The sequence below is a fragment of the Pseudomonas sp. S30_BP2TU TE3576 genome, assembly GCF_050436025.1.
Lineage (GTDB): Bacteria > Pseudomonadota > Gammaproteobacteria > Pseudomonadales > Pseudomonadaceae > Aquipseudomonas.
This window is the reverse complement of record NZ_JBNDLK010000001.1, coordinates 3,029,600-3,048,989: the sequence shown is the minus strand read 5'-3', so window position 1 is coordinate 3,048,989 and position 19,390 is coordinate 3,029,600. Positions and strand designations below refer to the sequence as shown.

18 protein-coding genes are annotated in these 19,390 nt (G+C 59.8%); 6 read left to right on the top strand and 12 right to left on the bottom strand.

All coding sequences use genetic code 11. The features are described from left to right. Positions 1 to 109: 109 nt before the first annotated feature. The 6 genes from tauC to ABIA48_RS13715 form a co-directional block, all read right to left on the bottom strand. Positions 110 to 943 carry a taurine ABC transporter permease TauC gene (gene tauC / locus ABIA48_RS13740; protein WP_429489296.1) on the bottom strand — a complete coding sequence of 278 codons (834 nt, stop codon included), beginning with the start codon at positions 941 to 943 and terminating at the stop codon, positions 110 to 112. Continuing rightward, entirely contained in the window at positions 940 to 1,734 is a 795-nt protein-coding gene (tauB, locus tag ABIA48_RS13735; RefSeq protein ID WP_429489294.1) for a taurine ABC transporter ATP-binding subunit, read from the bottom strand. The genes tauC and tauB overlap by 4 nt, the downstream gene beginning before the upstream one ends. 15 nt (positions 1,735 to 1,749) lie before the next feature. Beyond that, entirely contained in the window at positions 1,750 to 2,727 is a 978-nt protein-coding gene (gene tauA, locus ABIA48_RS13730; protein WP_204934092.1) for a taurine ABC transporter substrate-binding protein, read from the bottom strand. 245 nt (positions 2,728 to 2,972) lie between these two features. Further along, on the bottom strand, positions 2,973 to 4,556 hold the full coding sequence (gshA, locus tag ABIA48_RS13725) for a glutamate--cysteine ligase (protein ID WP_429489292.1): 1,584 nt from the start codon (positions 4,554 to 4,556) through the stop codon (positions 2,973 to 2,975). Positions 4,557 to 4,847: 291 nt separating this feature from the next. After that, complete coding sequence (locus tag ABIA48_RS13720; protein ID WP_429489290.1) at positions 4,848 to 5,231, bottom strand: PaaI family thioesterase; 384 nt, start codon at positions 5,229 to 5,231, stop codon at positions 4,848 to 4,850. After that, the gene (locus ABIA48_RS13715; protein WP_429489288.1) at positions 5,231 to 7,555 is read right to left on the bottom strand and encodes a Tex family protein; all 2,325 of its coding nucleotides are present in this window, start codon (positions 7,553 to 7,555) and stop codon (positions 5,231 to 5,233) included. Before ABIA48_RS13715 ends, ABIA48_RS13720 begins: the two co-directional genes overlap by 1 nt. Before the next feature lie 361 nt (positions 7,556 to 7,916). Here ABIA48_RS13715 and ompR point away from each other — a divergent pair, with 361 nt between their 5' ends. Then, positions 7,917 to 8,657 carry a two-component system response regulator OmpR gene (gene ompR / locus ABIA48_RS13710; protein ID WP_007983158.1) on the top strand — a complete coding sequence of 247 codons (741 nt, stop codon included), beginning with the start codon at positions 7,917 to 7,919 and terminating at the stop codon, positions 8,655 to 8,657. A gap of 115 nt (positions 8,658 to 8,772) precedes the next feature. Continuing rightward, positions 8,773 to 10,086: an ATP-binding protein gene (locus ABIA48_RS13705; protein ID WP_007983159.1), complete on the top strand. Its 1,314-nt coding sequence runs from the start codon at positions 8,773 to 8,775 to the stop codon at positions 10,084 to 10,086. Between the two features lie 153 nt (positions 10,087 to 10,239). Here ABIA48_RS13705 and rimK read toward each other — a convergent pair whose 3' ends face one another. After that, entirely contained in the window at positions 10,240 to 11,145 is a 906-nt protein-coding gene (rimK, locus tag ABIA48_RS13700; RefSeq protein ID WP_007972871.1) for a 30S ribosomal protein S6--L-glutamate ligase, read from the bottom strand. Continuing rightward, the gene (locus tag ABIA48_RS13695) at positions 11,142 to 11,603 is read right to left on the bottom strand and encodes an ATP-dependent zinc protease family protein (protein ID WP_080925313.1); all 462 of its coding nucleotides are present in this window, start codon (positions 11,601 to 11,603) and stop codon (positions 11,142 to 11,144) included. Before ABIA48_RS13695 ends, rimK begins: the two co-directional genes overlap by 4 nt. Positions 11,604 to 11,837: 234 nt before the next feature. Between ABIA48_RS13695 and ABIA48_RS13690 the strand changes: the two genes are divergently transcribed. The 3 genes from ABIA48_RS13690 to ABIA48_RS13680 all read left to right on the top strand — a co-directional run bounded on the left by ABIA48_RS13690 (position 11,838) and on the right by ABIA48_RS13680 (position 15,095). Next, entirely contained in the window at positions 11,838 to 12,242 is a 405-nt protein-coding gene (locus ABIA48_RS13690; protein WP_007983167.1) for an RNA-binding S4 domain-containing protein, read from the top strand. Positions 12,243 to 12,470: 228 nt separating this feature from the next. Beyond that, complete coding sequence (hslO, locus tag ABIA48_RS13685; protein ID WP_429489284.1) at positions 12,471 to 13,373, top strand: Hsp33 family molecular chaperone HslO; 903 nt, start codon at positions 12,471 to 12,473, stop codon at positions 13,371 to 13,373. Between the two features lie 180 nt (positions 13,374 to 13,553). After that, complete coding sequence (locus tag ABIA48_RS13680; RefSeq protein ID WP_429489282.1) at positions 13,554 to 15,095, top strand: phosphoenolpyruvate carboxykinase; 1,542 nt, start codon at positions 13,554 to 13,556, stop codon at positions 15,093 to 15,095. Between the two features lie 136 nt (positions 15,096 to 15,231). Here ABIA48_RS13680 and ABIA48_RS13675 read toward each other — a convergent pair whose 3' ends face one another. From ABIA48_RS13675 to ABIA48_RS13660, 4 genes are all read right to left on the bottom strand, one after another. After that, positions 15,232 to 15,588: a DUF1493 family protein gene (locus ABIA48_RS13675; protein WP_033063114.1), complete on the bottom strand. Its 357-nt coding sequence runs from the start codon at positions 15,586 to 15,588 to the stop codon at positions 15,232 to 15,234. A gap of 293 nt (positions 15,589 to 15,881) precedes the next feature. Then, the gene (locus ABIA48_RS13670; protein WP_429489280.1) at positions 15,882 to 16,178 is read right to left on the bottom strand and encodes a hypothetical protein; all 297 of its coding nucleotides are present in this window, start codon (positions 16,176 to 16,178) and stop codon (positions 15,882 to 15,884) included. Positions 16,179 to 16,359: 181 nt separating this feature from the next. Continuing rightward, complete coding sequence (locus ABIA48_RS13665; protein ID WP_429489278.1) at positions 16,360 to 16,527, bottom strand: hypothetical protein; 168 nt, start codon at positions 16,525 to 16,527, stop codon at positions 16,360 to 16,362. A 13-nt stretch (positions 16,528 to 16,540) separates the two neighbouring features. Then, a complete protein-coding gene (locus ABIA48_RS13660) occupies positions 16,541 to 16,879 on the bottom strand; it encodes a hypothetical protein (protein ID WP_429489276.1) in 339 nt (112 codons plus the stop codon). A 513-nt stretch (positions 16,880 to 17,392) separates the two neighbouring features. Between ABIA48_RS13660 and ABIA48_RS13655 the strand changes: the two genes are divergently transcribed. After that, positions 17,393 to 19,327 carry a RecQ family ATP-dependent DNA helicase gene (locus ABIA48_RS13655; protein ID WP_429489274.1) on the top strand — a complete coding sequence of 645 codons (1,935 nt, stop codon included), beginning with the start codon at positions 17,393 to 17,395 and terminating at the stop codon, positions 19,325 to 19,327. The last annotated feature ends 63 nt before the right edge of the window (positions 19,328 to 19,390 follow it).

The following is a 19,390-nucleotide window of genomic DNA, read 5'->3' as shown; positions in this document are numbered from 1 at the left end:
GGTGCGCTTTTTGTGGGAGCGGGCTTGCTCGCGAAAGCGGTGTGTCAGTCTCAATAATGTTGCCTGACACTCTGCATTCGCGAGCAAGCCCGCTCCCACATTTATGATTTCAGTGGGCCTGGCCGTGCCACGGCACCAGTTTGCGTTGCAGGGCACGCAGGCCCATTTCCATCGCGAAGGCGATCAGCGCGATCACCAGAATCCCCAGCACCACCACATCGGTGACCAGGAACTGCGCGGCTGATTGCACCATGAAGCCCAAACCGCTGGTGGCGGCGATCAATTCGGCGGCGACCAGCGTCGACCAACCTACACCGAGACCAATGCGTACACCGGTCAGAATGTCCGGTAAGGCACTCGGCAAAATCACGTGGCGAATCAACTGCGCGCGAGTGGCACCCAAGGACTGCGCGGCACGCAATTTGGCCGGGTCGACCGTGCGCACGCCGGTGGCGGTGGCGATGGCAATCGGGGCGAAGATCGCCAGGTAGATCAGCAGCACTTTCGACAATTCGCCGATGCCGCACCAGATCACGATCAGTGGCAGGTAGGCCAGCGGCGGAATGGGTCGGTAGAACTCGATCAGCGGATCGAGTACACCACGGGCGATACGGTTGGCGCCGATGGCGATTCCCACAGGCACGGCGGTGAGAATCGCAAAACCGAGGCCCAGGCCGATGCGGCCCAGACTCGCACCGAGATGCTGCCACAGGGTCGAATCCATATAACCCGAGGTCGCCAGCAGCCAGCCTTTTTGCAGCACGGCAGAGGGCCGCGGCAGGAACAGCGGCTCGATCAAACCGGTCGCCGTCACGGCCCACCAAATGACAATGAGCGCGGCCAGTGTCAGGACACTGATCCAGCGAGTGCTCAAGTGGCGATTTACCGGAATCACGGCTGAGCCCGGTTTTATCGCCGCGACGGGAATTTCGTAACTGCTCATGCGCGCTCCTGCCGCTGGGCGGCGCTGCGTTGGGAGAAGACTTTAGCGAGTACGTGTTCGCGGGTTTCGATAAAACGCGGGTCGGATTTGATCGAGCGAGCCGACTCACCGGCGGCGTAACGCTGACCGAAATCGAGGCTCAGGCGCTCGACGATTTGCCCCGGGTTCGGCGCCAACAGAATCAGGTCGGTGGCGAGGAATACAGCTTCTTCGATGTCGTGGGTAATCAGGAACACCGGTTTGGCGGTGCGTTGCCAGACTTGCAGCAACAGTTCCTGCATCTGCTCGCGGGTGAAGGCGTCGAGGGCGCCGAAAGGTTCGTCCATCAGCAACACGCGCGGGTCGGCGGCGAGGGCGCGGGCCAGGCCGACACGCTGCTTCTGGCCGCCCGAAAGCTGCCAGATGCGGCGCTGTTCAAAACCGGAAAGATCGACCAGGGCGAGCATTTCCCTGGCGCGAGCTTCGCGTTTGTCCCGGGCGATGCCGGCCAGCTCCAGGCCGAAACCGGCATTGGCCAGCACGTCCTGCCACGGCAACAGCGCGTCGTCCTGGAACACCACGCCGCGCTCGGCGCTCGGGCCTTTGACTGGCACGCCATCGAGGCTGATACGCCCGGCGCTGGGCTCGACGAAACCGGCAATCAGGTTCAACAGCGAAGTCTTGCCACTGCCGGACGGGCCGAGGGCGACCAGCAATTGCCGGGGGCCGAGGCTCAGAGAGATATCCGCCAACACCGGTTCCGGGTTGCCGGGGTACTGTGCGCTGATACGCTCCAGCTGTAGCAAGGCCATCGCATTGACTCCCGATCAGTTGGTGATGAACTTGGCGCTGACGTACGGCGCGTAGTCCGGCAGCACAGCCTCGACCTTGCCTTGTTCCTTGAGGAACGCCGCGGTGTCGGTGATGGCTTTGGTCGTCGGCGCGCCGAGAGTGATCACCTGGTCAGCCGCCAGCGGGTAGACGTTGCCTTGCAGCAGCAGCGGAATATCGCTGGCCTTGGCGCCGGACAGCTTTACAAGCTTGTCGACGTTGCCCTGGTTGGCGAGCCAGGCTTGCGGGTCTTTGCGGTAATCGGCGTAGGCATCGAGAGTCACTTTGGCGAAGGCGGTGACGATCTCCGGGTGCTTCTCGGCGAAATCCTTGCGCACGATCCAGGCATCGAACGTCGGAGCGCCGAACTTGGCCAGTTCGCCAGAGGTGATCAACACTTTGCCGTTTTCCTTGGCGACACCGAGGGCCGGGTCCCAGACGTAAGTGGCGTCGATGTCACCGCGTTTCCAGGCGGCAATGATCGCGGGTGGCGCCAGGTTGAGAACGGTGACTTTCGACGGGTCGATGTTCCAGTGCTTCAGTGCAGCGAGCAGGCTGTAATGGCCGGTGGATACAAACGGCACGGCGATTTTCTTGCCGATCAGGTCTTGCGGGGTCTTGATCCCGGAACCATCGCGGGCAACCAAAGCTTCAGCGGCGCCGATCTGGGTGGCGATGAGGAAGGTTTCTACCGGGACTTTGCGAGTGATTGCAGCGGTCAGAGGGCTGGAGCCGAGGTAGCCGATCTGCACGTCGCCGGAGGCAATGGCGGCGATGATATCGGCACCGTTGTCGAATTTGCGCCAGCTGATATCGGCCTTGGTGGCCTTTTCGTAAGCCCCGTCGGCCTGGGCGACTTTCGCCGGGTCAACGGTGGTCTGGTAGGCGACGGTGACGTCGGCCGCCTGGGCAAAGAAAGTCGCGGTAGCCAGAGTTGCGGCCGCCAGCAAGCGTAGAGGGAAAGTCAGTTTCATCAGAAAGCTCCTTGTCAGGCGACCGAGTGTCGGCGTGAGAAAGAGACTAAATGATCTAAGAATTCGAAAATAAATAACTTTTTCGAATGAGCTTATGAGAGGAAAACTCTGGGGGAGCGCAGCCGATCATTCCCTTTGTGGGAGCGGGCTTGCTCGCGAAAGCGGTATGTCAGTCACAGTAAAGTCGCCTGACACTCTGCATTCGCGAGCAAGCCCGCTCCCACACAGGAACCTGTGTTTGACGGTTAGTTGCTGATCGCCAGAATGCTCGCCTGGTACGCCCCGACAAACACATCGAAATCGCCAACCTCGTTCTGTTCCAGCTCAGCCTGTTGAGCCAGCGATGAACGTGCCAGTTCTTCAAACCGGGTTTGTTCCTCGGCTGCCAACGGCTCACTGCGGAAGAACTCGGCATGGGCCTGGCTCTGGCGCAGGGAGAACTGGGCAAAGCTCTCCTTGTGCTCGGCCATCGCCGCCAACACCTGCGCCGACGGCGTCAGGGACGGGTCCTGGACCTTGGCCATCTGGGCATCCAGCGCTTTGCTGTGGGCATCGCCGCCATGGCTCTGGTCGAGCAACGCCGCCAGAGGTGCGATTTTTTCCAGCAGCTCACCCGCCCATTCCTTCAGGTCAACCGGCTGGCCGTCGCGCTGCAATTGCAGGCCCGGACGACGACCTTCCTTGACCACGCTGAGGAAGTTCGAGGTCGCATTGCCGCAGCTGGTGTTGGTCAGCAGCGGGCTGTCATTGAGGGCGCAGTACAGCAGGAATGCATCGAGGAAACGCGCCTCGGTGAGGTCGATGCCCATCGGCAGGAACGGGTTGATGTCCAGGCAGCGTACTTCGACGTACTGGATGCCACGGGCCATCAGCGCCTGGATAGGGCGTTCACCGGTGTAGGTCACGCGTTTCGGACGGATGTTGGAGTAGTACTCGTTTTCGATCTGCAGGATGTTGGTGTTGAGCTGTACCCACTCGCCATCCTGGTGGGTGCCGACTTCGACGTACGGTGCATACGGCGTGGCCACCGCTTTGCGCAGGCTGTCGGTGTAGCTGTTCAGATCGTTGTAGCACGGCGTCAGGCCGGCCTGGGCGTTGCTCTGGTAACCCAGGTCGCTCATGCGCAGGCTGGTGGCGTACGGCAGGTACAAAGTCTGCGGGTCCAGTTGTTCCAACTGGTGCGAACGCCCCCGCAGGAATCCGGCGTCCAGCGCAGGTGAAGCACCGAACAGGTACATCAGCAGCCAGCTGTAGCGGCGGAAGTTGCGGATCAACGCGATGTAGGACGACGACTGAAAATCGCGGTCGGTGCCGACAAAACCTTCGGCCTGCTTGAGCAACGGCCAGAGTTTTTCCGGTAGGGAAAAGTTGTAGTGGATACCGGCAATGCACTGCATGGTCTTGCCGTAACGCAGGGCCAGGCCCTTGCGGTACACGTACTTGAGCTGCCCGATATTGGATGTGCCGTAATAGGCGATCGGGATGTCTTCCTCGGCCGGCAACGGGCACGGCATCGATGGGCTCCACAGGTACTCGTTGCCGAGCTTGCTGTAGGCAAAGCGATGAATCCTGTCCAGGCTCGCCAGCGTATCCGCCGGGTCAGGCAGGGCCGGAGTGATGAACTCCAGCAGCGACTCGGAATAGTCGGTGGTGATCTGTTCGTTGGTCAGCGCGGAACCCAATTCTTCCGGGTGCGGCGTTTGCGCCAGGCGACCTTCGCCGGTCACGCGCAGGCATTCACGTTCGATGCCGTGAAGGCACTGTTCGAGCAGAGAGAGGTTAGCGCGCTCGCCGAGCAGAGCCAGGCGGCGGTTGAGAAGTTCGCTCAAGTTGGATTCCTTCACGCGTCAGTCGCCCCAATATGGGGGTGGGCAAGACGGTCTACAAGGGTGAAGTTAAAACTGGCGTTTTCGCCTGGTTTTGGAACTCGCCGCAATCAATGTGGGAGCGGGCTTGTGGCGAGGGGGCTTGCCCCCGTTGGGCTGCGAAGCAGCCCCAAAATCTCTGATGTACTAGGACCTTGTGAGTGCTACGCACTCAAACGGGGGCAAGCCCCCTCGCCACAGCCCGCTCCCACAGTTTGCGTTGCGCTGAAATTAACTCAATTTGATGACGACTAGCTACAGGACAGCGAACGTGCCTTGTGCTTTTGCGACCAGTTTGTCGCTCTGCATCACATCAGCCTCGACCACCAAGGTGCGGCGACCCGGATGGATCACCCGCGCCGTGCACATCACCTCGCCTTCGGATACGGCGCGGATGTAGTTGATCTTGCACTCGATGGTCGCGCTCTGCTGGTCAAAGCCATGGGTGCTGGAACAGGCCAGCCCCATGGCAATGTCCACCAGGCTGAACAAGGCCCCGCCGTGGAGCTTGCCGCCGCGATTGCGCAGCTCGGGCTCCAGCGCCAGGGCGACTTGCGCCACCCCGGTTTCCAGGCTGTGCAAGCGGCAACCCAGCAGCTTGAAAAACGCGCTTTCGGTCAGCCCGGCGGGAATGTCCATCAGCGTTTCTTCAACTGCTTGGCGTTGGCGAACAGCGAAGCCATGGCGTTGTTGCTCGGGGCTGCAGCCGTGGTTTCCTTGCGCGGTGCGGTGTTCTGGGATTGGCGTGGCGCCGACCCCGGACGCGCGCCGCGAGCGCCGTCGATTTTCTCGCCCGGGGTATCGCTCATGCGCATCGACAGGCCCACGCGTTTGCGCGGAATGTCGACTTCCATGACCTTCACCTTGACCACGTCACCGGCCTTCACCGCTTCGCGTGGGTCCTTGATGAACTTCTCCGAAAGCGCAGAGATATGCACCAAACCGTCCTGATGCACGCCGATATCAACGAAAGCACCGAAGTTGGTCACGTTGGTCACCACGCCTTCGAGGATCATCCCCAGTTGCAGGTCCTTGAGGTCTTCGACGCCTTCCTGGAACTCGGCGGTCTTGAACTCGGGACGCGGGTCGCGACCTGGCTTGTCCAGCTCCTGGAGAATGTCGGTGACGGTCGGAAGACCGAAGGTTTCGTCGGTGAATTTCTTCGGATCAAGGCGCTTGAGGAAACCGCTGTCGCCGATCAGTGAGCGAATGTCGCGGTCGGTCTCGGCGGCGATGCGTTGCACCAGTGGGTAGGCTTCCGGGTGTACCGCGGAGGCATCCAGCGGGTTGTCGCCGTTCATCACGCGCAGGAATCCGGCAGCCTGTTCAAAGGTTTTTTCACCGAGGCGCGCGACTTTCTTCAGCGCGGCACGGGTCTTGAACGCGCCATGTTCGTCGCGGTGGCTGACGATGTTCTGCGCCAGGGTCGCGTTGAGACCGGAGATGCGCGCCAACAACGCCACGGAAGCGGTGTTCACGTCCACGCCGACGGCGTTCACACAGTCCTCGACCACCGCATCCAGGCCACGGGCCAGTTTCAGCTGCGACACGTCGTGCTGGTACTGGCCGACACCAATGGATTTCGGATCGATCTTCACCAGCTCGGCCAACGGGTCTTGCAGACGACGGGCAATCGATACCGCGCCACGAATCGACACGTCGAGGTCCGGGAATTCCTTGGAAGCCAGTTCCGACGCCGAGTAAACCGATGCACCGGCCTCGGAAACCATGACCTTGGTCATTTTCATCGCTGGATATTTCTTGATCAGCTCGGCGGCCAGCTTGTCGGTTTCGCGGCTGGCGGTACCGTTGCCGATGGCGATCAGGTCCACCGAGTGCTTGGCGCACAGGGCGGCGAGTACGGCGATGGTCTGGTCCCACTTGTTGTGCGGCACGTGCGGGTAAACCGTGGCGTGATCCAGCAGCTTGCCGGTGGCATCAACCACGGCCACTTTGCATCCGGTACGCAGGCCCGGGTCGAGGCCCAACGTGGCGCGTGGGCCGGCCGGGGCCGACAGCAGCAGGTCGTGCAGGTTGTGGGCGAACACGTTGATCGCTTCGGTTTCCGCGCCATCGCGCAGTTCGCCCAGCAGGTCGGTTTCCAGATGGGTGTAGAGCTTGACCTTCCAGGTCCAGCGCACCACTTCGCTCAGCCATTTGTCGGCGGCACGGTTCTGGTTCTGGATGCCGACATGCTGGCCGATCATGCCTTCGCACGGGTGCATGGTGCCCGGCAGCTCGTCACCGACTTTCAGCGCGGAGCTGAGGATGCCTTCGTTGCGGCCACGGAAAATCGCCAGTGCGCGGTGCGACGGCATGCTTTTCAGTGGTTCGTCGTGTTCGAAGTAATCGCGGAACTTGGCACCTTCCTCCTCCTTGCCGGCAATGACGCGGGCACTGAGGGTGGCTTCCTGCTTGAGGTAGTTGCGCAGCTTGTCCAGCAGGCCGGCGTCTTCGGCGAAGCGCTCCATCAGGATGTACTTGGCGCCTTCGAGGGCAGCCTTCACATCGGCCACGCCTTTTTCCGCGTCGATGAAACGTGCGGCTTCGGTTTCCGGGCTCAGGGACGGGTCGTTGAACAGGCCGTCGGCCAGTTCGCCGAGGCCGGCTTCCAGGGCGATCTGGCCCTTGGTGCGGCGCTTCTGCTTGTACGGCAGGTACAAGTCTTCGAGACGGGTCTTGGTGTCGGCGAGCTTGATGTCGCGTTCGAGTTGCGGCGTCAGCTTGCCTTGTTCTTCGATGCTGGCGAGGATGCTGATGCGCCGTTCGTCGAGTTCTCGCAGGTAGCGCAGGCGCTCTTCCAGATGACGCAATTGCGTATCGTCGAGGCTGCCGGTCACTTCTTTCCGGTAACGGGCGATGAAGGGAACGGTAGAGCCTTCATCGAGTAGCGCGACGGCCGCTTCGACCTGTTGTGGGCGTACGCCGAGTTCCTCGGCGATGCGGCTGTTGATGCTGTCCATAAAACCACCTGACAAATTGTGAAAGCAGGCTCGCGGGCGCAAGGATAAGGGCTCGGCGAGTCTGGTTGAGCGGCCTGGCCTGCGCCGCTACCTGGATCAAAAGGTATCCCGTTGACCCGTGAAATCGAACAATTACTGCCGATGCCATGAAAATAAATGGCGTCTGTCTGTAGTACCTGTCTGATGTTGCCTGACACAAAAGGCCGCGCATTATAACCAGCGTTCTGTCGTTCGGGGGCATCACGGGTTGCCGGTGCAGTGGCCGGTTTTCTGGCACTAAAGGAAAAATCTGCTAACAATGCACACGGTGCGTATAACGGCAGCTACGCCATAATGCGCGCCGAGATCAAAGGAGCATCCAATGAGCAGCACTGCACAAACTGCTGAAGGCGAAAAAATTCTTATCGTTGACGACGATCCGGGGCTCAGCAGCCTGCTGGAGCGTTTTTTCGTCAGCAAGGGCTACCGCGCCCGCGCCGTACCGAACACTGAGCAAATGGACCGCCTGCTGGCGCGCGAAGTGTTCAACCTGGTCGTCCTCGACCTGATGCTGCCCGGCGAAGACGGCCTGACTGCCTGCCGCCGTCTGCGCGGCGCGAACAATCAGATCCCGATCATCATGCTCACTGCCAAGGGCGATGAGCTGAGCCGTATCAAGGGCCTGGAACTGGGCGCCGACGATTACCTGGCCAAGCCGTTCAACCCGGATGAGCTGATGGCCCGCGTCAAAGCGGTATTGCGTCGCCAGTCGGCCCCGGTGCCTGGCGCCCCGGGCAGCGAAGACGAAAGCGTGACCTTCGGTGACTACGAGCTGTCCCTGGCTACCCGCGAACTCAAGCGCGGCGAAGAAGTGCACATGCTCACCACCGGTGAATTCGCAGTGCTAAAGGCCCTGGTGATGAACGCGCGTCAACCGCTGACCCGCGACAAACTGATGAACCTGGCGCGTGGCCGCGAGTGGGATGCCCTGGAGCGTTCCATCGATGTGCAGATTTCCCGTCTGCGCCGGATGATCGAGCCCGATCCGTCCAAGCCGCGTTACATCCAGACTGTCTGGGGCGTGGGTTATGTGTTTGTTCCGGATGGTACCGCCACCAAGTGATTGGCGATTTGTAGGAGCGGGTCAGGCGGACAACGGATCAATCGATCCTGTCCGCAGACTCGCAAACCGCAATATGCGAGCATCGCTCTCTCCTGCAAGTGTTTAACGGTTATCCATGAAAACCCCCGTTTGGTTCCCCCAGAGCTTCTTCTCCCGCACCCTTTGGCTGGTGCTGATCGTCGTACTGTTCTCCAAGGCGCTGACCCTGGTTTATCTGCTGATGAACGAAGACGTGCTGGTGGACCGCCAGTACAGCCACGGCGTCGCCCTGACGCTGCGCGCCTATTGGGCTGCCGATGAAGAAAACCGCGGCAAGATCGCCGAAGCCGCGACCCTGATCCGGGTGGTGGGTGCCGGCGTGCCGGAAGGCGAACAACACTGGCCTTACAGCGAGATCTACCAGCGGCAGATGCAGGCGGAGCTGGGTGCCGACACGGAAGTCCGGTTACGCATGCATTCGCCACCGGCGCTGTGGGTCCGGGCGCCAAGCCTGGGCGATGGCTGGCTGAAAGTACCGCTTTATCCCCATCCGTTGCGCGGCCAGAAAATCTGGAACGTGCTGGGCTGGTTCCTCGCGATTGGTCTGCTTTCCACCGCTTCGGCCTGGATCTTCGTCAGCCAGCTCAATCAACCGTTGAAGCGCCTGGTGTATGCCGCACGGCAACTTGGTCAGGGTCGCAGCGTGCGCCTGCCAATCAGCGATACGCCGAGTGAGATGACCGAGGTTTACCGCGCCTTCAACCAGATGGCCGAAGACGTCGAACAGGCAGGTCGAGAGCGCGAGTTGATGCTGGCCGGGGTATCCCACGACTTGCGTACGCCATTGACACGCTTGCGCCTGTCCCTGGAACTGATGGGCGATCGCACCGACCTGACCGATGACATGGTGCGCGACATCGAAGACATGGACGCGATTCTCGATCAGTTCCTGGCGTTCATTCGCGACGGGCGTGACGAATCGGTGGAGGAGGTTGACCTGAGCGACCTGGTTCGCGAAGTCGCCGCGCCGTATAACCAGACCGAAGAAAAAGTGCGATTGCGTCTGGAGCCTATCCAGCCGTTTCCGCTGCGTCGGGTATCGATGAAACGGTTGCTGAACAACCTGATCGGTAACGCGCTGCATCATGCCGGCAGCGGTGTGGAAGTGGCAGCGTATGTCTCGGGTGACACCGCCGCACCGTATGTAGTGCTGAGTGTCATGGACCGTGGCGCCGGTATTGATCCGTCGGAACTGGAAGCGATCTTCAACCCGTTCACCCGCGGTGACCGTGCCCGGGGTGGCAAGGGTACGGGGCTGGGATTGGCAATCGTGAAGCGGATTGCTTCGATGCATGGCGGCAACGTTGAACTGCGCAACCGCTCGGGCGGTGGACTTGAAGCGCGGGTGCGCTTGCCGTTGGGGTTGATGTTGCCGCGGGATGCTGTTTAAAAACAGGATTTTGCAGAGGGGCTGAAGGCCCCTTCGCGGGCAAGCCCGCTCCCACAGGGTTTTCAGTGGATACAGAGTCCTGGTACACCCCAGGCCACTGTGGGAGCGGGCTTGCCCGCGAAGGCGGCCTCCCGGCCGCCACAAAAACCAGGGTTAACCCTTGCCCTTGGTCCGCGTCATATTCGGCCCGCCATTTTTCTCCAGATGTTCGATGATGATTCCCGCGACATTCTTGCCAGTGGTGGTCTCGATCCCTTCCAGCCCTGGCGACGAGTTCACTTCCATCACCAGCGGCCCGTGATTGGAGCGCAGGATGTCCACGCCTGCCACCGCCAGCCCCATGACCTTGGCTGCACGTAACGCCGTCATGCGTTCTTCCGGAGTGATCTTGATCAGGCTCGCGCTGCCACCGCGATGCAGGTTGGAGCGAAACTCACCGGGTTTGGCCTGGCGCTTCATCGCCGCAATCACCTTGTCGCCGACGACGAAGCAACGAATGTCTGCGCCACCAGCCTCCTTGATGTACTCCTGAACCATGATGTTCTGCTTGAGGCCCATGAACGCCTCGATTACCGATTCTGCGGCGGTAGCGGTTTCGCACAGCACCACGCCGATGCCTTGGGTGCCTTCCAGCACCTTGATCACCAACGGTGCGCCATTGACCATTTCGATCAGGTCGGGAATGTCATCGGGGGAGTGGGCAAACCCGGTAACCGGCAAACCGATCCCGCGACGGGACAGCAATTGCAGCGAGCGCAGCTTGTCCCGCGAACGGGCAATGGCCACCGATTCGTTGAGCGGAAATACCCCCATCATTTCAAACTGGCGCAGCACCGCGCAGCCATAGAACGTCACGGACGCACCGATCCGTGGAATCACCGCATCGAAACCCTCCAGCGGTTTGCCGCGGTAGTGGATCTGTGGCTTGTGGCTGGCGATGTTCATGTAGGCGCGCAAGGTGTCGACCACCACCATTTCATGGCCACGCTCGGTACCGGCTTCGACCAGGCGGCGGGTGGAATACAGACGCGGATTGCGCGACAGCACAGCGATCTTCATGCAACACCTGTGGAGGAGGTAGATACCGGAAACACCGGCTTGTCTTGTACATACTTGATGCCCGGATTGACCACCAACTGGCCGTGGATCAGGGCTTTGGAACCGAGCAGCAGGCGATAACGCATGGACTTGCGGCAGGCGAGTGTGAACTCGACCCGCCAGACCCGGTCACCGAGGGCCAGGGTGGTGCTGATCACGTATCGCACCTGCGCGTGACCGTTTGAGCTTTTAATGGTTTTCATCGTCACCAGTGGTGCTTCGCAGCGCCGGTGACGCAATTGCACGACGGAGCCCAGGTGCGCGGTGAAGCGCACCCACTGTTCGCCGTCGCGCTCGAATGGCTCGATTTCGGTAGCGTGGAGGCTTGAGGTACTGGCACCGGTGTCGATTTTTGCCCGAAGGCCCGCGACCCCCAAATCCGGGAGCGCCACCCACTCGCGCAGACCGACAACGGTCAAATGGTCAAATGTCTTCAAAAGTGCTCAACCGGTAGAAACCGCTCGGACCGCATGCGGCCGAATTCGCGGTATTCACGCAGAATAATGGTTAAAAGGCGACAGATATCTACGGCCCGTATTTCCAGCCTCGCAAGGAGGTTATGGAATGTCAGCATTGTAGTCCGGGACGGAGTAATTCTTGGCACGACAGAAACGGTAGTACAGTTCACCAATATTTCAGAATGAGGAAATTCCATGGCACAAAAAAACGAAGAGGACGACAAAGTCCGCCTCGATAAATGGTTGTGGGCTGCACGATTTTACAAAACCCGCGCCTTGGCAAAGGCGGCGATTGAAAGCGGCAAGGTGCATTGTCGGGGTGAACGTTGCAAGCCGGGTAAAGAGCCACGCGTCGGCGATGAGTTTGTGATTCGCACCGGTTTCGATGAGCGCACGGTGGTGGTCCAGGCGTTGTCGATCGTTCGCCGTGGCGCACCGGAGGCGCAGCTGCTGTACGCCGAAACTGAAGCCAGCATTGCCAAGCGCGAAAACGCCGCCGCCGAGCGCAAAGCAGGCGCTCTGGGCGTGAGCACCGATGGCAAACCGAGCAAGAAACAGCGGCGGGATCTGTTCAAGTTTCGTGGTAGCAGCAATGAATGATTGACCAGGGCCGTCGATCACTCAAACAGGCAAAGACTTGTAATTGTACTTGCGCGTAGCCATATGGGGTAATTCGCCTGCCCTTTATGAGCCATTGGCAGTGCCATTCGTCGTAAAGCGCACACAGTCGCCGGCCTGTAAGCCATAACCAGACAGCAAGACGCTTTGGCCAAAGCGCAATCTCGAATTCTGTAATCACTTTTGTCACCACTTCAGATACCCAGACTTATGACTGACCTACCGGATAATGACTTCACCCAACGCTTCATCTTCGATGACAGCGACACCCGTGGCGAGCTGGTCTCGTTGGAGCTCAGCTACGCCGAAGTCCTGGCCAAACACGCCTACCCGCAGCCGGTCGCGCAACTGCTCGGCGAGTTGATGGCAGCCGCTTCGTTGCTGGTCGGCACCATGAAGTTCGATGGTTTGCTGATTCTGCAGGCCCGTTCCGAAGGCCCGATCCCGCTGCTGATGATCGAGTGCTCCAGCGAGCGCGACATCCGTGGCCTGGCCCGTTACGACGCGGACCGAATCGCTCCCGATGCCACCCTGGCCGACCTGATGCCCGATGGTGTCCTGGCATTGACCATCGACCCGAAACAGGGCCAGCGCTACCAGGGCATCGTCGACCTCGACGGCAAGACCCTGTCCGAATGCTTCACCAACTATTTCGTCATGTCCCAGCAAATCGGCACGCGTTTCTGGCTGTACGCCGATGGCCGTCGCGCCCGTGGCCTGCTGCTGCAACAACTGCCTGCGGACCGTTTGAAAGACGAAGACGAGCGCGCCGCCAGCTGGCAGCACATCACCACGCTGGGCGGTACGCTGACCGCCGATGAGCTGTTGAGTCTGGACAACGAAACCGTGCTGCATCGCCTGTACCACGATGAGCAGGTGCGTCTGTTCGATGTGCAAAAGCTGCGTTTCCGCTGCAGCTGCTCGCGTGAACGTTCGGCCAATGCACTGGTCAGTCTGGGTATGGAAGACGCGCAAAAACTGGTGGTTGAGCACGGTGGCAACATCGAGATCGATTGCCAGTTCTGCAACCAGCAATACCTGTTCGATGCCGCCGATGTCACTCAATTGTTCGCCGGTGCGGGTATCGAGACGCCGTCAGATACTCGTCACTAAAACGGTTCAGCACAGGTAAATTCACTGGCTACCGCCGGATTAATGCCGTTACGACAGGAGGGGCCTACTTTTTTTGGGCTTTTCTGGCATAATCCGGCCCACTTTTTTCGCGGTAGTAGTGCACGACTTTCTACTACAAAAACGTTTGGAGCACTCGGCCACTGGCCGACGGGGAACCTCATGACGCAAGCCAATAATGCCGTGTACACCGATCTGAGTGTTGATGATCTGGTTAAAGAAGCCCTCAACCGCGGTGAAGGCGAGCTTGCCGATACCGGCGCACTGGTTGTTCGTACCGGTCACCGTACCGGCCGTTCGCCAGTCGATCGTTTCATCGTTGATGAGCCGAGCACCACAGGCGCCATCGCCTGGGGCCCGATCAACCGCAAGTTCCCGGCCGACAAGTTCGACGCCCTGTGGGACCGTGTTGAAGCTTTCAACAACGCGCAAGAGCATTTCGTTTCCCACGTGCATGTAGGTGCAGCTTCCGAGCATTACCTGGCCGTGAAGATGACCACCCAGACTGCCTGGCAGAACCTGTTCGGCCGTTGCCTGTTCATCAACCCGGCTCAGTACAACCCGGCGGGTCGTGACGAGTGGCAGGTCCTCAACGTTGCCAACTTCGAGTGCGTGCCAGAGCGCGACGGCACCAACTCTGACGGCTGCGTGATCATCAACTTCGCACAGAAGAAAGTGCTGATCGCTGGCATGCGTTACGCCGGCGAAATGAAGAAAGCCATGTTCTCGGTGCAGAACTTCCTGCTGCCGGCTGCCGACGTACTGCCAATGCACTGCGCCGCCAACATCGGTGAAGAAGGCGACGTGACCCTGTTCTTCGGTCTGTCCGGCACCGGCAAAACCACCCTGTCCGCCGATGAAAGCCGTTACCTGATCGGTGACGACGAACACGCCTGGGGCGAGGGCGTGGTGTTCAACATCGAAGGCGGTTGCTATGCCAAGTGCATCGACCTGTCCGAGAAGAACGAGCCGGTTATCTGGAAAGCCATCAAGCACGGCGCGGTATTGGAAAACGTCGTTATCGACGATGCCAAGCACGCCGACTACGCCGATGTCAGCCTGACCCAGAACAGCCGCGCCGCTTACCCGCTGGAGCACGTTGCCAAGCGCTCCGAGAAGAACCTCGGTGGCGAGCCGAACGCTGTGATCTTCCTGACCTGCGACCTGACCGGCGTGCTGCCGCCAGTGTCGATCCTCAACGAAGAGCAAGCGGCTTACCACTTCCTGTCTGGCTACACCGCACTGGTGGGTTCGACTGAAATGGGTTCGGGCAGCGGCATCAAGTCGACCTTCTCCACTTGCTTCGGCGCACCGTTCTTCCCGCGTCCGGCCGGCGAATACGCTGAGCTGCTGATCAAGCGCATCCGCGGCTTCGGCTCCAAGGTCTACCTGGTCAACACCGGCTGGACCGGCGGTGGCTATGGCGTCGGCAAACGCTTCAACATCCCGACCACCCGCGCAGTGATCGCAGCGATCCAGAGCGGCGCTCTGATCGGTACCGAGACCGAGCACCTGGACACCATCAACCTCGACGTGCCACTGGCCGTACCGGGCGTTGAGACTGGCCTGCTGAACCCACGCAACACCTGGGCCGACAAAGCCGCCTACGACGAAGCCGCCAAAGCACTGGCCGGCCTGTTCATCGAGAACTTCAAGAAGTTCGAAGTGAGCGACGCGATCAAGGCTGCTGGTCCAAAGTTGTAAGTGCTGGATTGAGGTAATGAAGAAGCCGCCCCTCGGGGCGGCTTTTTTGTGGGTGCGATTCGGACGATGTGAGGCGCAGCTGCCATTACTCCAGCTGAAAAGGCTTCAATCGGCCAGAATAATGGCATTTACGCGCTCAACTGATCCCTTCCAGTTTTCGCGTATCCCAGCGTTGCGCTTTTATCGCTTGGTAAAGCATTTCGATAGTCAGTGGAACCTTATCGCCACGCCCCTTCGCCCGTCGCTTGAGAAACACATCAAAGCCTTCAGGCTGGAAGTAGCGATAGGCGTCGTAGTCGACGAAGTCGATTGCGAACTGTTCTTCCAGTGCTTCCATCAGGTGCCGAGCATCAGCGCCTTCGCAGCCCAGATCAAAGTTGATCGAGGTGTTGAGGCTGATGGTTTTGCGTTCGGGCAGACCGAGTTCTTCGTGCAGCAACTGCATGAGCAGTTGCATGGCGTGGTCGTCCGGGAAGTTGGGGGCGAGGTTCATTGCGGGGTGTCCGGTTGGGCTTGGTCGGATCTTATTGGTTGCCGATCGCGAGAGGAAGGAGCGAGTGACTTGATCGTTTCCGGGCTCAATATTTTCAGGTCGCGGGGAAGGCTGACTTTCATCCCGTAGGATCTCGTTCATCTGTTGCACGCTTTCCATTAGCTCATTAAAAAATTTGCTCATGGTTATCTCCTGCGCTCGATGGCGGCTTTCCATGCATTTTGTCCTTTGGAGCCAATCTCGTTGTTTTGATCGTTCCCACGCAGAACATGGGAACTGATCTTCAGTCGACGTCAGGCCGGGGCTCTCCAGTTAAGCATGCGTTGCTGGGCGACTTTGAGCAGGTCGCAGCCGTCCTGGGTCAGCAGGTAGAGGGCGTGGGTGATGTGGGGGATGTCTTCGAGGTCGCCGTGCTTGAAGCATTGGCAGTGCAGGGTTTGCAGCAGGTCGCTGGAGGCCCGGATGCGCTGGAGGGCGGCTTCGAGAATGTCTTGGGGGTTGGCCTCTGTGTCGATGATCAGGGCCGGGGTGTCGGTGAGGTTGGTTTCGAGCGGGCGGTAGCGTTTCGGAAATGGATTTAATGTGGTCACTGAAGAACACCTCTATTCAGTTGGGATGATGAATTCTCTCTTTTCAGGTGACCAAGCCCGAGTCGCTGATTTGGCAGCGACAGTCCGGACTATAGGTTTGGGTCACTGGTTGGCGATAGGCGACAAGGTGTCTTCTTTTGTAGGACCTTGCCGAAGCTTTGATAGGGCGTTGCTGACGGGTTTATCTCTTGCACAATTTTTCGCGTTTGATTGCCATCAAGCGTTTGGCTTCTTCATTTGGAGTGCAGGGACGGGAATCGTCTAGGCCGGCTTGTACTTGGGCTTTGAACCATGCGTCGTAGGCTGCTTGTTCGAGCGGCTCTTGGGTATCGGGAGTTTTGTTTTTCATCGGGTTTACCGCGTTATCGTTTTTCGCGAGCAAGCCCGCTCCCACAGGGAGTTGTGGTGGGGCAAGCGACGTGTTTCGGCAAGCGCTGCCGGGCGATGTCGAGCAGGTCGTTGCCGTCCTGGGTCAGCAGGTACAGGGCGCTGACGATCTTGGGGATGTCGCTCGCTTCGGCTTGTTTGAAACACGTGCAATAAAGGGTTTCGAGCAGGTCGCTGGCGGCGCGGATGCGTTGTCGGGCGGCGTCGAGGATTTCGAAAGGGTCGGCCTCGGTATCGATGACCAGCACCGGGGTTTCGCTGTAGCGGGATTTGAGCGGGTGATAGCGATTTGTCAGAGAGTCGGGGTTGTCCATCCAGGTGGGTCCTGTGCGAAATCGGCAAGTGTTTCCGGCAGGCCGAGACACTGTTTTCAGCCGCGCCGGCAACTATAGGAGGGCGTGGCGTAGTGGGACAAGACGGCTGAGATGGACAGGTTTTGTAGGGTGTTTATCGTGCTCTGAGGACGGGGACTACGCATTGTCTGGGGGATGGGCGACGAAACGGCTGAAGGTAAAAACGCCTACAGAGTTGTCAGTTTTTGTGCAGCAAATCCAGGTAAACAGTGCTTCAGAAATTGTGGGGTATTTCGGGTTTGAGGTGATTGTGCCGGCCTCTTCGCGAGCAAGCCCGCTCCCACAGTTTTTTGCGTCGTACTCAGGTCTGTGGACGACATGGATCGGTGTGGGAGCGGGCTTGCCCGCGAAGGCGATCTGACAGTCGCCCATCCGCTGTATCATCCCGTATCGTTTTGCCCCCGACCTTTTCTCGACGCGCTGCCATCGCCGGCTAGGCTTTGCTCATCGCAGCGGTCAACGGAGTGACAGCTTATGCACAACACCCTGGAACAGGTTTTCGGTTATCCACAGTTTCGACCCGGTCAGGAAGCCGCCGTCAGTGCCGTGCTGGCCGGGCGTTCGGCGGCGGCGATTTTCCCTACCGGCTCCGGCAAATCCCTCTGTTATCAGTTACCGGCAGTGCTGCTGCCACACCTGACGCTGGTGGTCTCGCCGTTGCTGGCGCTGATGCAGGATCAGTTGGCGTTCCTGCAGCGCCACGGCATTGCCGCTGGCAGTATCGATTCGGCGCAAAGCCGCGATGACGCCAGCGACGTCATGGCTCGCGCCAAATCCGGCGAGTTGAAGATTCTGATGATTTCCGTGGAGCGTCTGAAGAACGAGCGTTTCCGCCATTTCCTGCAGCAAGTACCGATCTCGCTGCTGGTGGTGGACGAGGCGCACTGTATCTCGGAATGGGGCCACAACTTCCGCCCGGATTACCTCAAGCTTCCCGACTACCAACGCCAGTTCAACATCCCGCAGGTGTTGCTGCTGACCGCTACGGCGACACCCAAAGTCATTGCGGATATGCAGACGAAATTCGCCATCGCCGCGGACGATGTGGTGACCACCGGTTTCTATCGACCCAACCTCAATTTGCTGGTGGAGCCGGTGCGCGGCCAGGACAAGCGCCGACGTCTCGTCGAATGGATGAGCGAGCGACCCGGCCAGCCGAGCATCGTCTACGTCACTTTGCAGAAAACCGCCGAACACATCGCCGAACACCTGAACCGCAACGGTATTCAAGCCGAGGCCTATCACGCCGGTTTACCCCACGATCAGCGCGAAGGTATCCAGAAGCGTTTCATGGGCGGGCAGTCCAACTGCATTGTCGCCACCATCGCTTTCGGCATGGGCATCGACAAGAGTGACATCCGCAACGTGGTGCATTTCGACCTGCCCAAATCCATCGAAAACTACAGCCAGGAAATCGGCCGCGCCGGGCGTGACGGTCAGCCGTCGGACTGCCTGGTATTGGCCAACCGCGACAGCCTCAATGTGCTGGAGAACTTCGTCTACGGCGACACGCCCGAGCTGGACGGCATCCGCAGTGTGCTCGACGAGATACACGCCGTCGCACCCGAAGGACAATGGGAGTTCCTTCTGGGGCCGTTGGCGGATCAAAGCAACATTCGTCAGTTGCCGCTCAAGACCTTGCTGGTACAACTCGAATTGCGCGGGTTGATCGCCCCGCGCTACGCGTATTACGCCGAGTACCGCTTCAAGTATTTACAGGAACCCGAAGCGCTGTTGGCGCGTTTCGAAGGCGAGCGTAGGGATTTCGTCGCTGCGATTATCCAGACCTCCAGCCGTGCACGGACCTGGGCCACGGTGAATTTCGAGGCGTTGTACGGGCAGCACCAGGCCGAGCGTAGTCGGGTGGTCAAGGCGCTGGATTACTTTCAGGAAAAGGGTTGGGTGGAGCTGGAAAGCAAGCAGATGACCGAGGTCTACAGCGTGCTGCAAAGTGGTTTCGACAGTGTTGCGTTGAGTGAAGAATTGCACGGGTATTTCACTCGACATGAACAAACCGAGATTGCGCGGATTCACGCCATGCTGGATCTGTTCGCCACCGACCATTGCCTGGGTTATCGCCTGGCCGAGTATTTCGGCGACCACAATGCACCGCAGCAATGCGGGCATTGTTCGGTGTGTCACGGGCAAGTGGCTCGGTTGCCTGCACCACCGGAGTTGCCGGCGCTTGTGGATAAAAACTTCGGGACGCTATGTGGCGATTTTATCCACAGGCACGAGCAGCACACAGGCAACGTGCCCTCGGCTGAGCGAGTGACACGGTTTCTGTGCGGGATCAGCGTACCGCTGTTCACAAAACTCAAGGCACGGTCGATTTCGGGGTTTGCGGCGCTGGAAGATTATCCGTATGCCGCGGTGCGGGGGTGGGCCGAGCAACATCTGGCCGGCTGAACCGTGGTCTTTGTGGGAGCGGGCTCGCTCGCGAAAGCGGTGGGTCAGTCACCATCACTGCCA

Bases quoted from the DNA above. Each gene is read 5' to 3' on its own strand.
- tauC (WP_429489296.1), bottom strand. From the start codon at position 943: ATGAGCAGTTACGAAATTCCCGTCGCGGCGATAAAACCGGGCTCAGCC.
- tauB (WP_429489294.1), bottom strand. From the start codon at position 1,734: ATGGCCTTGCTACAGCTGGAGCGTATCAGCGCACAGTACCCCGGCAAC.
- tauA (WP_204934092.1), bottom strand. From the start codon at position 2,727: ATGAAACTGACTTTCCCTCTACGCTTGCTGGCGGCCGCAACTCTGGCT.
- ABIA48_RS13720 (WP_429489290.1), bottom strand. From the start codon at position 5,231: ATGGACATTCCCGCCGGGCTGACCGAAAGCGCGTTTTTCAAGCTGCTG.
- ABIA48_RS13715 (WP_429489288.1), bottom strand. From the start codon at position 7,555: ATGGACAGCATCAACAGCCGCATCGCCGAGGAACTCGGCGTACGCCCA.
- ompR (WP_007983158.1), top strand. From the start codon at position 7,917: ATGAGCAGCACTGCACAAACTGCTGAAGGCGAAAAAATTCTTATCGTT.
- ABIA48_RS13705 (WP_007983159.1), top strand. From the start codon at position 8,773: ATGAAAACCCCCGTTTGGTTCCCCCAGAGCTTCTTCTCCCGCACCCTT.
- rimK (WP_007972871.1), bottom strand. From the start codon at position 11,145: ATGAAGATCGCTGTGCTGTCGCGCAATCCGCGTCTGTATTCCACCCGC.
- ABIA48_RS13690 (WP_007983167.1), top strand. From the start codon at position 11,838: ATGGCACAAAAAAACGAAGAGGACGACAAAGTCCGCCTCGATAAATGG.
- hslO (WP_429489284.1), top strand. From the start codon at position 12,471: ATGACTGACCTACCGGATAATGACTTCACCCAACGCTTCATCTTCGAT.
- ABIA48_RS13680 (WP_429489282.1), top strand. From the start codon at position 13,554: ATGACGCAAGCCAATAATGCCGTGTACACCGATCTGAGTGTTGATGAT.
- ABIA48_RS13675 (WP_033063114.1), bottom strand. From the start codon at position 15,588: ATGAACCTCGCCCCCAACTTCCCGGACGACCACGCCATGCAACTGCTC.
- ABIA48_RS13665 (WP_429489278.1), bottom strand. From the start codon at position 16,527: ATGAAAAACAAAACTCCCGATACCCAAGAGCCGCTCGAACAAGCAGCC.
- ABIA48_RS13660 (WP_429489276.1), bottom strand. From the start codon at position 16,879: ATGGACAACCCCGACTCTCTGACAAATCGCTATCACCCGCTCAAATCC.
- ABIA48_RS13655 (WP_429489274.1), top strand. From the start codon at position 17,393: ATGCACAACACCCTGGAACAGGTTTTCGGTTATCCACAGTTTCGACCC.